We start from the raw sequence: 11,572 nt of genomic DNA on the forward strand, positions 1-11,572 counted from the left end.
AGGTCCTGCCCATGCGTTCGCTCCGCCCGCTCGCCCTGGCCGCGCTCTGCGCGCTCGCCGCGCCCGCGCTGGCCGCCGACCCGGGCGCCGAGGCCGCCCGCGCCTACGCGCTCGACACGTCCGCCTCGACCGCCGCGGTGCAGGCGGGCCAGCCCGGCAAGCTCGTGGTGGTGATCCGCCCCACCGCGCCCGGCTGGCACGTCCACCCGCAGGCGCCGCTCAAGATCCGGTTCGAGGCGCCGCCGGTGCTGAAGCTCGAGAAGAGCGAGCTGGGGCGGCGCGACGCCGTCGACGCCAAGGCCGACGCGCCGCGCTTCGAGGCGCCCTTCGTGGCCTCGGCGGCGGGGGTGCAGGAGGCGAAGGCCAACGTCGACTTCTTCATCTGCAGCGACCAGGCCTGCGTGAAGCAGACGCGCACCGTGCCCATCCCGGTCACCGTGAGGTGAGGACCCTCTACGGGGTGAACCCCGTCCGCGAGCTCCTGCGGGCGGGCGGCGACGTGCCGGCCGAGCTGTGGCTGACCAGCGGCGAGCGGAGCCGCGCCCTGTCCGAGCTGGCCGAGGCCGCCCGCGCGCGGGGGGCGAAGGTGCGCGAGGCGCCGCGCGACAAGCTCGACCGCCTGGCCGGGACGGACCGCCACCAGGGCGTGGTGGCGGTGGTCTCGGACTACCGCTACCGCGAGCTCGACGAGCTGCTCGAGGCCGCCCGGGCGGCCGGCGCGCCCCCGCTGCTGGTGGTGCTGGACGGCATCGAGGACCCGCAGAACCTGGGCGCGGTCATCCGCTCGGCGCACGCGCTCGGCGCGCACGGGGTGGTCATCCCCAAGGACCGCGCCGCCGGGGTGACGCCCGCCGCCGCCAAGGCGTCGGCCGGCGCCGTCGAGCACTGCCCGGTGGCCCGCGTCACGAACCTCGCCCAGGCGCTGGAGCGGCTCAAGGAGGCGGGGGTGTGGACGGTGGCCACCGACGCCGCCGCCGAGGAGTCCATCGCCGAGGTGGACCTCACCGTGCCGACCGCGCTCGTCATCGGCTCGGAAGGGGGCGGAGTGAGGCCGCTGGTGCGGCGCACCTGCGACCGCGTGGCGCGCATCCCGATGCAGGGAAAGGTGGGCAGCCTCAACGCCTCGGCCTCCGCCGCCATCGCGCTCTACGAGGTCCTGCGGCAGCGCGGCCGCGCGAAAAATCCTGCGGCACCTCGCGCTTGACAAGGGCGGGCAGGGGGGCTAGAAACCGCCGCTCTACGTGGGTCGTAGGGCGGCACGGATCTGTTCTCGGCGGTGGTGGCGGCCGCGCCGCGCGGGTGCCGGGTTCGGGCTGGCGTAGCTCAGCTGGTAGAGCAGCTGCCTTGTAAGCAGCAGGTCGCGGGTTCGAGTCCCACCGCCAGCTCCAGTTCACGGGTGGCGGAGGGCAGGGCGAGAGTGAGAAGGAGTCGGAGGGGTTCCCGAGCGGCCAAAGGGAGCAGACTGTAAATCTGCCGGCTTACGCCTTCGGTGGTTCGAATCCACCCCCCTCCACCAGTGTCACCTTGAAGGAGTCGAGAAGCACGCGGGAATAGCTCAGTTGGTAGAGCGTCAGCCTTCCAAGCTGAATGTCGCGGGTTCGAATCCCGTTTCCCGCTCCAGTGAGAACGCAGCACGAGAAAGGAACAGGCCCTCTTAGCTCAGTTGGTAGAGCGCGTCCTTGGTAAGGACGAGGTCTCCAGTTCAATCCTGGAAGAGGGCTCCAGTTTTCAGCGAGCAGCGCCGCACACCGGGGAGCGCACATGGCCAAGGAAAAGTTCGAGCGCAACAAGCCGCACGTGAACGTGGGGACGATCGGGCACGTCGACCACGGGAAGACGACGCTCACGGCCGCCATCACGAAGGTGCTGGCGGCGAAGGGCATGGCGAGCTTCATGGCGTACGACCAGATCGACAAGGCCCCCGAGGAGCGGGAGCGCGGCATCACGATCGCGACGGCGCACGTGGAGTACCAGACGGAGAAGCGGCACTACGCGCACGTCGACTGCCCGGGCCACGCGGACTACGTGAAGAACATGATCACCGGCGCGGCGCAGATGGACGGCGCCATCCTGGTGGTCTCGGCGGCGGACGGCCCGATGCCGCAGACGCGGGAGCACATCCTGCTCGCCCGGCAGGTGGGCGTGCCGTACATCGTGGTCTACCTGAACAAGTGCGACATGGTGGACGACAAGGAGCTGCTCGACCTGGTGGAGCTGGAGGTCCGCGAGCTCCTGACGAAGTACGAGTTCCCGGGGAACGAGATCCCGATCGTGAAGGGGTCGGCGCTGAAGGCGCTCGAGGGCGACAAGGGCGACCTGGGCGAGCCGTCGATCATGCGGCTGATGGACGCGGTCGACTCCTACGTGCCGACGCCGAAGCGCGCGACGGACAAGCCGTTCCTGATGCCGGTCGAGGACGTGTTCTCGATCTCGGGGCGCGGGACGGTGGCGACGGGGCGCGTGGAGCGCGGCGTCATCAAGGTGGGCGAGGAGGTCGAGATCGTCGGCATCAAGCCCACGGCGAAGACGGTGGTGACGGGCGTGGAGATGTTCCGCAAGCTGCTCGACGAGGGGCAGGCGGGCGACAACATCGGGGCGCTCTTGCGCGGCCTGAAGCGCGAGGAGGTGGAGCGCGGTCAGGTGCTGGCGAAGCCGGGGTCGATCACGCCGCACACGAAGTTCAAGGGCGAGGTGTACGTCCTGACGAAGGAGGAGGGCGGTCGTCACACGCCGTTCTTCAACGGGTACCGGCCGCAGTTCTACTTCCGGACGACGGACGTGACCGGGACGATGACGCTACCGAAGGGCGTGGAGATGGTGATGCCGGGGGACAACGTGTCGGTGGAGGTGGAGCTCATCACCCCCGTCGCCATGGAGAAGGAGCTCCGGTTCGCCATCCGTGAAGGCGGCCGTACGGTCGGCGCGGGCGTCGTCGCCGAGGTCATTCAGTAAGGGCGCGGGGCCGAGCGGCCCCGCCAACCGCTGGTAGGGCGGGGGCTCGTCCCCCGCCGTCGCGAAACGAGAGACTCACATGGCCGGCAACCGCAGCATCATCACCCTCGAGTGCACCGTCTGCAAAGAGCGGAACTACTCGACCACCAAGAACAAGAAGAAGACGCAGGAGAAGCTCGCGCTCTCCAAGTACTGCCCGCGGTGCCGCAAGCACCAGGGTCACAAGGAGACGAAGTAACGGCGGCGCCGGCCCCTGGGCCGGCGCACCCTTCACAGGCCAGTAGCTCGAACGGCTAGAGCAGCGGTCTCCAAAACCGCGGGTTGGGGGTTCGAATCCCTCCTGGCCTGCCAACTCACCGGCAGCAAACCCCACCCGAAGCACCGAAGCGAGGCACCATGGCGGCGGAAGGCAAGGCAGGCGTCGATCCGAGGAGGATGGTGGTCATCTTCTTCGTGCTGGCCGCGCTCGCCGTGGGCGTGTTCCTGGAGAAGATCCTGGGGCTCGCCTTCTCCTACGCGCGCTGGAACGACCCCGCCCTGTTCGGCGAGGACTGGACGCTCACCACCGTCCTCGGCTACGGCATCGCGGTGGCGGCAGCGGTGGTGGCCTGGCGCGCCACCCGCGTGCGGACGGTCTCGCTCGAGGTCGCCAGCGAGCTCAAGAAGGTCACCTGGCCCACGCTGCGCGAGACCCGCGCCGCCACGGTCGCGGTGGTGGTCGCCACCTTCGTGGCCGCCATCGTCCTCGGCGTCTTCGACTACGTCTGGGCCAAGCTGAGCTCGCTCGTCTACTAGACGGCGGCCGCGCCGGTCCGGGGGCCGGGGCGCAGCGCGGGATCGAGTGGCGGGGCGTCGGCCCCGCCGCGGCGTTTAGAGGGGCGGCAGGCTGGGGCGGCTGAGCGGAACGGAGATTCGGGACATGGCGAAGAAGTGGTACGTCGTCCACACCTACTCGGGCTTCGAGAACAAGGTCAAGAAGTCGATCGAGGAGTACGTCCGCCAGCACGGCGAGGACAAGATCGAGTTCGACGACCTCGAGGACGGCAAGGCCGTCCGCAGGGCGGCGCCGCTCGCCGAGTGCTTCGGGGAGGTGCTCATCCCCATGGAGCAGGTCGTGGAGATGGTGAAGGGGGAGAAGAAGACCTCCAAGCGCAAGTTCTTCCCCGGCTACGTGCTCGTCCACATGCAGATGGCGGACGGCACCTGGCACATGGTGAAGTCGACGCCCAAGGTGACCGGCTTCGTCGGCAACGCGAAGAACCCGCGCGAGGTGCCGGCGGTCCGCGACGAGGAGGTGGCGCGCCTCACCAGCCAGATCTCGGAGGGCACCCTCAAGCCGAAGCCCCGGGTGCAGTTCGAGGACGGCGACCAGGTCCGCGTCATCGACGGGCCGTTCTCGAACTTCAACGGCACGGTGGAGGAGGTCAAGCCCGACAAGGGCAAGCTCCGCGTGCTGGTCTCGATCTTCGGCCGGGCGACCCCGGTCGAGCTCGACTTCATGCAGGTGGAGAAGACGTAGTCCGCAGGCGTGGGAGGGCGCGTCAACGCCCGTCACACCACGAGAGGAGCAGCCATGAAGAAGGTCACAGGTCAGGTCAAGCTGCAGATCCCGGCCGGCAAGGCCAACCCGGCGCCGCCGGTCGGCCCCGCGCTCGGCCAGCACGGCGTCAACATCATGGAGTTCTGCAAGCAGTTCAACGCGGCGACCCAGCAGCAGGCGAAGGACGGTCTCATCATCCCGGTGATCATCACCGTGTACCAGGACCGCTCGTTCACCTTCCTGCTCAAGACGCCGCCCGCCGCCGTCCTCCTCAAGAAGGCGGCCGGCCTGCACACCGAGAAGAAGAAGGGCTCGGGGGCGCACAAGCCCGGCAAGGAGAAGGTCGGGCAGGTGACGAAGAAGCAGGTCGAGCAGATCGCCAAGATGAAGATGCAGGACATGACCGCCGGCACGCTGGAAGCCGCCATGCGGACCGTCGAGGGCACGGCGCTCTCGATGGGGATCGACGTCGTCGGCTAGGCCGCGGACCGGGAGACACACGACATGGCTCACATCGCGAAGAAGTACAAGGCGGTCGCGGCGAAGGTCGACCGCGAGCGGCGCTACAAGCTCGACGAGGCGATGACCCTCGTGAAGCAGACCGCCTCGAAGAAGTTCGACGAGTCGGTGGACGCGTCCATCAACCTCGGCGTCGACCCCAAGCACGCCGACCAGGTGGTGCGCGGCGCGGTCGTGCTGCCGCACGGGATGGGCAAGGCGGTGCGGCTGGCCGTCTTCGCCAAGGGCGACAAGGCCCGCGACGCGCAGGAGGCCGGCGCCGACATCGTCGGGGCCGAGGACCTGGCCGAGAAGATCCAGGGCGGCTTCATGGACTTCGACAAGGTGCTCGCCACCCCCGACATGATGGGCGTGGTCGGCCGCCTCGGTAAGGTGCTCGGGCCCCGCGGCCTGATGCCGAACCCGAAGGTCGGCACGGTGTCGATGGACATCGCCAAGGCCGTCAAGGAGCAGAAGGCCGGCAAGGTGGAGTTCCGCGTCGAGAAGGCGGGCATCGTGCACGTCCCCTTCGGCAAGGCCTCCTTCGAGCCGGAGAAGCTCAAGGCGAACTTCAACGCCATCATGGAGATCATCTTCAAGGCGAAGCCGCAGACCGCCAAGGGCGTCTACGTGAAGAACGTGACCGTGAGCTGCACGATGGGGCCGGGCATCAAGCTCGACACCGCCGAGCTCACCGCCGCCCACGCGTAAGGCTTCGCGGCCGGCGGGGCGCGCTCCCCGCCGGCGATCGCTTCTCCCGGCGGCATGGGGCCGCCGGGGTTTCCTGGTCCAAGACAGCGGGCCCGCTCTCCCCGGGTGCGAGAAGGCGTAGGGGAGGGCGGTCAAACGGGCGAAGGCGTCCGACCCGCCGAGACTCAGGGACGTTCAGCGTCCCCTGCTTGGCCAGGGGGTCAGCGTACCGGCCGTCCGGCCTGTCCGAAGACCCAGTGCACCGTCGCCGCCCCGAGGGGCGGGGCGGTCGGAAAGGTGGTGAGGACAGTTGAACCGGACGGAAAAAGAAGAGGTCATCAACCAGCTTCACGAGCTGATGGCCAAGGCGAAGGCGGCCATCCTCGCCGAGCCGAAGGGGCTCGACGTCGCGACGGTCACCGGTCTCCGCAAGAAGTTCCGTGACGCGAAGATCGACTACAAGATCGTCAAGAACACCCTCGCCCAGCGTGCCGCCAAGGGCACGCCGGTGGAGCCGCTGGTCGAGAAGTTCGTCGGGCCCACCGCGCTCATCATGTCGTACGACGACGTGGTGTCGCCGGCGAAGATCCTGGTGGACTTCGCCAAGGACCGCGAGAACTTCGCGATCCGCACGGCGGTGGTCGAAGGTCAGGTCATCGACGTGAACGGCGTGAAGGCCCTGGCGAAGATGCCGGGTCTCCAGGAGCTGCGCGGGACGATCGCGATGATGATCGCCCAGCCGGCCACCAAGCTCGCGCGGATGATCGGGACCCCGGGCCAGCAGCTCGCCCAGGTCCTGAACGCTCGCAAGGACCAGCTCGGCAAGGCGTAGGAACCGGTACCTGAACCGCCCGCGCGCCGGGAGGCGCCTGGGCACGCTACGAACGGGCGGGGCTCGTCCCCGCCGCCACAGGAAACGAGACAGACATGGCAGACCTGAACACGATCGTCGACCAGCTCAGCACGCTCTCCGTCATGGAGGCGGCCGAGCTCGTCAAGAAGCTCGAGGAGAAGTGGGGCGTCTCCGCCGCCGCCGCGCCGGTGATGATGGCGGCCGGCGGTGGGGCCGCGGCGGCCCCGGCCGAGGAGAAGACGGAGTTCACCGTCGTCCTCGCCGACGCCGGCGCGAACAAGATCAACGTGATCAAGGAGGTCCGCGCGATCACGGGCCTCGGCCTCAAGGAGGCGAAGGACCTCGTCGAGGGCGCCCCCAAGGAGGTCAAGGCCGGCATCGCCAAGGCCGAGGCCGACGAGCTCAAGAAGAAGCTCGAGGCGGCTGGCGCGAAGGTCGAGATCAAGTAGCTCGGGCTCGACCGCCCGCGGCGGGGCAGGCTCGCGCCTGCTCCGCCGCACCCCTTTTCTGGAATCTTTGACAGGTAGGTAGGTTCCCGTTACAACCCGGAACCCCCTGAAATACCGACGCACAGCGACCCCGGCCCGAGGCCGGGTCGAGGCGGCTCGCCGGCCGGAGAGCCGGCTCGAGCCATTTCCGGCGGACGAACGCAGCAGGGGATAAAGAGGACCGATCGCGTATGGCGCTGACCGTGCAGAATAACTTTCGCGTTCGACGGAATTTCGGAAAGATCAACAAGATCGCGGAGATCCCCAACCTCATCGCGATCCAGAAGTCGAGCTACGACAAGTTCCTGCAGGCCGACGTCCCCCCCGAGAAGCGCGACGACACCGGGCTGCAGGGGGTCTTCAAGTCGGTCTTCCCGATCAAGGACTTCAACGAGACGAGCTCGCTCGAGTTCGTGAGCTACCACCTCGAGAAGCCCAAGTACGACGTCGACGAGTGCCACCAGCGCGGCATGACGTTCTCCGCGCCGATCAAGGTGGTCGTGCGCCTGGTCGTCTGGGACAAGGACGAGGAGACCGGCGCGCAGTCCATCCGCGACGTCAAGGAGCAGGAGGTCTACTTCGGCGAGATCCCGCTCATGACGGACAACGGGACCTTCATCATCAACGGGACCGAGCGCGTCGTGGTGAGCCAGCTGCACCGCTCCCCGGGCGCCTTCTTCGACCACGACAAGGGCAAGAGCCACTCGTCGGGCAAGATCCTGTTCAACGCCCGCATCATCCCGTACCGCGGCTCGTGGATCGACTTCGAGTTCGACCACAAGGACATCCTCTACGTGCGCATCGACCGGCGCCGCAAGCTGCCCGCGACGGTGCTGCTGCGCGCGCTCGGCGCGGTGCCCGACACGGCCAAGAAGGACCCGGTCGACTTCCGCGGCACGGCCGAGGAGATCCTCAAGTACTACTACGACACCGAGATCATCCGGATCGAGGGGAAGGGGAAGTACGAGAAGGACCTCAACCCCGAGCTGCTCAAGGGCCAGCGCGCCACGCGCGACATCAAGGACCCGAAGACCGGCGAGGTGATCGTCAAGAAGAACCGGAAGTACACCGAGGGCGCGATCAAGAAGCTGGTCGCCGCCAAGCTGAAGTCGCTGCCCATCGAGGCGGAGGAGGTCCACACCAAGATCTCCGCCGAGGACGTGGTCGACGAGGCGACCGGCGAGGTGCTGCTCGAGGTGAACGAGGAGGTCACCGAGGAGAAGGTCGAGGAGCTGCGCAAGCGCGACATCAAGGAGCTGCGCGTCCTCTTCATCGACAACCTCAACGTCCTCCCGTCGCTCCGCGACACGCTCATGCAGGACAAGATCTCCACGCCCGAGGAGGCGATCATGGAGATCTACAAGCGCCTCCGCCCGGGTGATCCGCCGACCCCGGAGACGGCGACGAACCTGTTCGTCAACCTGTTCTTCAACGCCGAGCGGTACGACCTGTCGAAGGTCGGCCGGCTCAAGCTCAACTACAAGTTCGGGATCGACGAGCCGCTCGACAACCAGGTGCTGACGAAGCGCGACGTGCTCGAGGTGGTGCGCTTCCTCATCGACCTCAAGAACGGCAAGCCCAACAAGGACATCGACGACATCGACCACCTCGGCAACCGCCGCGTCCGCGCGGTGGGCGAGCTGCTCGAGAACCAGTACCGCATCGGTCTCGTCCGCATGGAGCGCGCGATCAAGGAGCGCATGAGCCTCCAGGAGATCGAGACGCTCATGCCGCACGATCTCATCAACGCGAAGCCGGTGACGGCCGTCATCAAGGAGTTCTTCGGCTCGTCGCAGCTCTCGCAGTTCATGGATCAGACGAACCCGCTCTCCGAGGTCACGCACAAGCGGCGCCTCTCCGCCCTCGGGCCGGGCGGCCTCACCCGCGAGCGCGCCGGCTTCGAGGTGCGCGACGTCCACTCCACGCACTACGGCCGCATCTGCCCCATCGAGACGCCGGAAGGCCCGAACATCGGCCTCATCGCGTCGCTCTCGACCTACGCGCGCGTCAACGAGTACGGCTTCGTCGAGACCCCCTACCGGAAGGTGGAGAAGGGCCGCGTCACCGACGAGGTGAAGTTCTACTCGGCGCTGGAGGAGGAGCAGCACATCATCGCGCAGGCCAACGCTCCGGTGGACAAGAAGGGCAACTTCACCGGCGCCCAGGTCTCCTGCCGCAAGCACGGTGAGTACGTGCAGGCGAAGCCGGAGGACGTGGACCTGATGGACGTGTCGCCGAACCAGCTCGTCTCGGTGGCCGCCTCGCTGGTGCCGTTCCTCGAGAACGACGACGCCAACCGCGCCCTCATGGGCTCGAACATGCAGCGCCAGGCGGTGCCGCTGCTCCGCACCGACGCGCCGCTGGTCGGCACCGGCATCGAGGCCATCGTCGCCCGCGACTCGGGCGTGACGGTGGTGGCGAAGCGCGACGGCGTGGTGCAGTCCGTCGACGCGGCCCGCATCGTGGTGAAGGCGGACGTGGCGACCTCGACCACCGACGTGGCCAACGAGGTCGACATCTACAACCTCATCAAGTACCAGCGCTCGAACCAGAACACCTGCATCAACCAGAAGCCCATCGTGAAGCCGGGCGAGCGGGTGAAGAAGGGCGACGTCATCGGCGACGGGCCGGCCACCGAGATGGGCGAGCTCGCGCTCGGCCAGAACGTGGTCGTCGCCTTCATGCCGTGGCAGGGCTACAACTTCGAGGACTCGATCCTGCTCTCGGAGCGCCTGCTCAAGGAGGACGTCTACACCTCGATCCACATCGAGGAGTTCGAGTGCATCGCGCGCGACACCAAGCTCGGCAAGGAGGAGATCACGCGCGACATCCCGAACGTCGGTGAGGAGGCCCTCAAGGACCTCGACGAGTCGGGCATCATCCGCATCGGCGCCGAGGTGAAGCCGGGCGACATCCTGGTCGGCAAGATCACGCCCAAGGGCGAGACCCAGCTCTCCCCCGAGGAGAAGCTGCTCCGCGCCATCTTCGGCGAGAAGGCCGGCGACGTCCGCGACAGCTCGCTGCGCGTGCCGCCGGGCGTCTCCGGCACCGTCATCAACGCCAAGGTCTTCAGCCGCAAGGGCGTCGACAAGGACGAGCGCGCCAAGGCCATCGAGGAGATGGAGGAGGCGAAGCTCCTCAAGGACCAGAACGACGAGATCCGCATCATCCAGGACTCGGCGTACGGCAAGATCCGCCGGCTGCTGGTGGGCAAGGAGGTCTCAGCCCGCCTGGTCGACGACCAGGGCAACCAGCTCCTCAAGAAGGGCGACGTCCTCTCGGACGAGCTGCTCGACGCCATCCCGCAGCGCTACTGGGGCGAGATCGCGGCGCCGTCCGAGGTGCAGGACAAGGTCCGCAAGGTGGTCCAGAACTTCGAGGAGCAGCGCGAGCTCATCAAGCTGCTGTTCGGGGAGAAGATCGGCCGCCTCAAGAAGGGCGACGAGCTGCCGCCGGGCGTCATCAAGATGGTGAAGGTGTACGTCGCCATCAAGCGCAAGCTGGCCGTCGGCGACAAGATGGCCGGCCGCCACGGCAACAAGGGCGTCGTCTCCCGCGTGCTGCCCGAGGAGGACCTGCCGTACCTCGAGGACGGCACCCCGGTCGACATCGTCCTCAACCCGCTGGGCGTGCCGTCGCGCATGAACGTGGGCCAGATCCTGGAGACGCACCTGGGCTGGGCCGCGCTCAACGTCGGCAAGCGCATCCAGGAGATGATCGAGAAGAAGTTCGGCCCCGAGCAGATCCGGAAGGGCCTGAAGAAGGTCTTCCCCGGCGACGACGTCCGCACCGAGAAGATCGCCCAGCTCATCGACGAGGTGCCGGACAAGGAGCTGCCGCGCCTGGCCGAGAAGTTCATGCGGGGCGCGCACGTGGCGACGCCGGTGTTCGACGGCGCCCAGGAGGACGAGATCACCGGGCTGCTCTCCACCGGCGGGTGCACCATGCAGTCGGTGCTCTTCGACGGGCGCACCGGCGAGCCGTTCGACGCCGACGTCACGGTGGGCGTCATGTACATGCTGAAGCTGCACCACCTCGTGGACGAGAAGATCCACGCCCGGAGCATCGGGCCGTACTCGCTCGTCACCCAGCAGCCGCTGGGCGGCAAGGCGCAGTTCGGCGGTCAGCGGCTCGGCGAGATGGAGGTGTGGGCCATGGAGGCGTACGGCGCCGCCTACTCGCTGCAGGAGTTCCTGACCGTGAAGTCCGACGACGTGGTCGGCCGCACCCGGATGTACGAGGCCATCGTCAAGGGCGAGAACACGCTGGAGTCGGGCCTGCCCGAGTCCTTCAACGTGCTCATCAAGGAGATGCAGAGCCTCGCGCTCGACGTGGAGCTGCTCGAGTCGCCCGAGGCGCAGCGCGAGCGCGAGCTCCAGGAGGCCTCCGCCACGGCGGGCGATCCGCTCGCCCCTCGGCCGGAGAAGAAGACGGCGTAAAGGTTCGGGAGGGGGCCCCGCGCAGCGGGGGAGGGGCGTAGCCCCTCGAGCCGGGGCGCCTGAGGGGGTGCGGCGGAGCCGCTCCCGAAGGCGCACGGGACCCGGCGGGCAG

11 protein-coding genes and 5 tRNA genes are annotated in these 11,572 nt (G+C 68.0%); all 16 read left to right on the top strand.

The annotated features are described in order from the left end of the window. The first annotated feature begins 11 nt into the window (after nt 1–11). The 16 genes from HWY08_RS10070 to rpoB all read left to right on the top strand — a co-directional run bounded on the left by HWY08_RS10070 (nt 12) and on the right by rpoB (nt 11,460). Entirely contained in the window at nt 12–446 is a 435-nt protein-coding gene (locus HWY08_RS10070; RefSeq protein WP_176064734.1) for a hypothetical protein, read from the top strand. Continuing rightward, nucleotides 443–1,204 (top strand): 23S rRNA (guanosine(2251)-2'-O)-methyltransferase RlmB, encoded by a 762-nt coding sequence (rlmB, locus tag HWY08_RS10075; protein ID WP_176064735.1) that lies wholly within the window; start codon nt 443–445, stop codon nt 1,202–1,204. Before HWY08_RS10070 ends, rlmB begins: the two co-directional genes overlap by 4 nt. Before the next feature lie 108 nt (nt 1,205–1,312). Further along, a tRNA-Thr gene (locus tag HWY08_RS10080) sits at nt 1,313–1,388 on the top strand. Nucleotides 1,389–1,430: 42 nt separating this feature from the next. After that, nucleotides 1,431–1,516 (top strand) — tRNA-Tyr (locus tag HWY08_RS10085). A gap of 28 nt (nt 1,517–1,544) precedes the next feature. Beyond that, nucleotides 1,545–1,620: transfer RNA gene (locus tag HWY08_RS10090), tRNA-Gly, on the top strand. A 28-nt stretch (nt 1,621–1,648) separates the two neighbouring features. Then, nucleotides 1,649–1,724, top strand: a tRNA-Thr gene (locus HWY08_RS10095). A gap of 37 nt (nt 1,725–1,761) precedes the next feature. After that, a complete protein-coding gene (gene tuf / locus HWY08_RS10100) occupies nt 1,762–2,952 on the top strand; it encodes an elongation factor Tu (protein ID WP_176064736.1) in 1,191 nt (396 codons plus the stop codon). 79 nt (nt 2,953–3,031) lie between these two features. Next, entirely contained in the window at nt 3,032–3,190 is a 159-nt protein-coding gene (gene rpmG / locus HWY08_RS10105) for a 50S ribosomal protein L33 (RefSeq protein ID WP_176064737.1), read from the top strand. 36 nt (nt 3,191–3,226) lie between these two features. Then, nucleotides 3,227–3,303 (top strand) — tRNA-Trp (locus HWY08_RS10110). Between the two features lie 45 nt (nt 3,304–3,348). Next, on the top strand, nt 3,349–3,747 hold the full coding sequence (secE, locus tag HWY08_RS10115) for a preprotein translocase subunit SecE (protein ID WP_176064738.1): 399 nt from the start codon (nt 3,349–3,351) through the stop codon (nt 3,745–3,747). A 124-nt stretch (nt 3,748–3,871) separates the two neighbouring features. Beyond that, entirely contained in the window at nt 3,872–4,471 is a 600-nt protein-coding gene (gene nusG, locus HWY08_RS10120) for a transcription termination/antitermination protein NusG (protein ID WP_176064739.1), read from the top strand. A gap of 54 nt (nt 4,472–4,525) precedes the next feature. Further along, entirely contained in the window at nt 4,526–4,972 is a 447-nt protein-coding gene (gene rplK, locus HWY08_RS10125) for a 50S ribosomal protein L11 (RefSeq protein ID WP_176064740.1), read from the top strand. A 24-nt stretch (nt 4,973–4,996) separates the two neighbouring features. Next, the gene (gene rplA / locus HWY08_RS10130; protein WP_176064741.1) at nt 4,997–5,701 is read left to right on the top strand and encodes a 50S ribosomal protein L1; all 705 of its coding nucleotides are present in this window, start codon (nt 4,997–4,999) and stop codon (nt 5,699–5,701) included. A 289-nt stretch (nt 5,702–5,990) separates the two neighbouring features. Beyond that, the gene (gene rplJ / locus HWY08_RS10135) at nt 5,991–6,512 is read left to right on the top strand and encodes a 50S ribosomal protein L10 (RefSeq protein WP_176064742.1); all 522 of its coding nucleotides are present in this window, start codon (nt 5,991–5,993) and stop codon (nt 6,510–6,512) included. 95 nt (nt 6,513–6,607) lie between these two features. After that, nucleotides 6,608–6,982 carry a 50S ribosomal protein L7/L12 gene (gene rplL, locus HWY08_RS10140; RefSeq protein WP_176064743.1) on the top strand — a complete coding sequence of 125 codons (375 nt, stop codon included), beginning with the start codon at nt 6,608–6,610 and terminating at the stop codon, nt 6,980–6,982. 230 nt (nt 6,983–7,212) lie between these two features. Continuing rightward, nucleotides 7,213–11,460 carry a DNA-directed RNA polymerase subunit beta gene (gene rpoB / locus HWY08_RS10145; protein ID WP_235969559.1) on the top strand — a complete coding sequence of 1,416 codons (4,248 nt, stop codon included), beginning with the start codon at nt 7,213–7,215 and terminating at the stop codon, nt 11,458–11,460. Nucleotides 11,461–11,572 lie beyond the last annotated feature (112 nt).

It is taken from the genome of Anaeromyxobacter diazotrophicus, from assembly GCF_013340205.1.
GTDB lineage: Bacteria > Myxococcota > Myxococcia > Myxococcales > Anaeromyxobacteraceae > Anaeromyxobacter_A > Anaeromyxobacter_A diazotrophicus.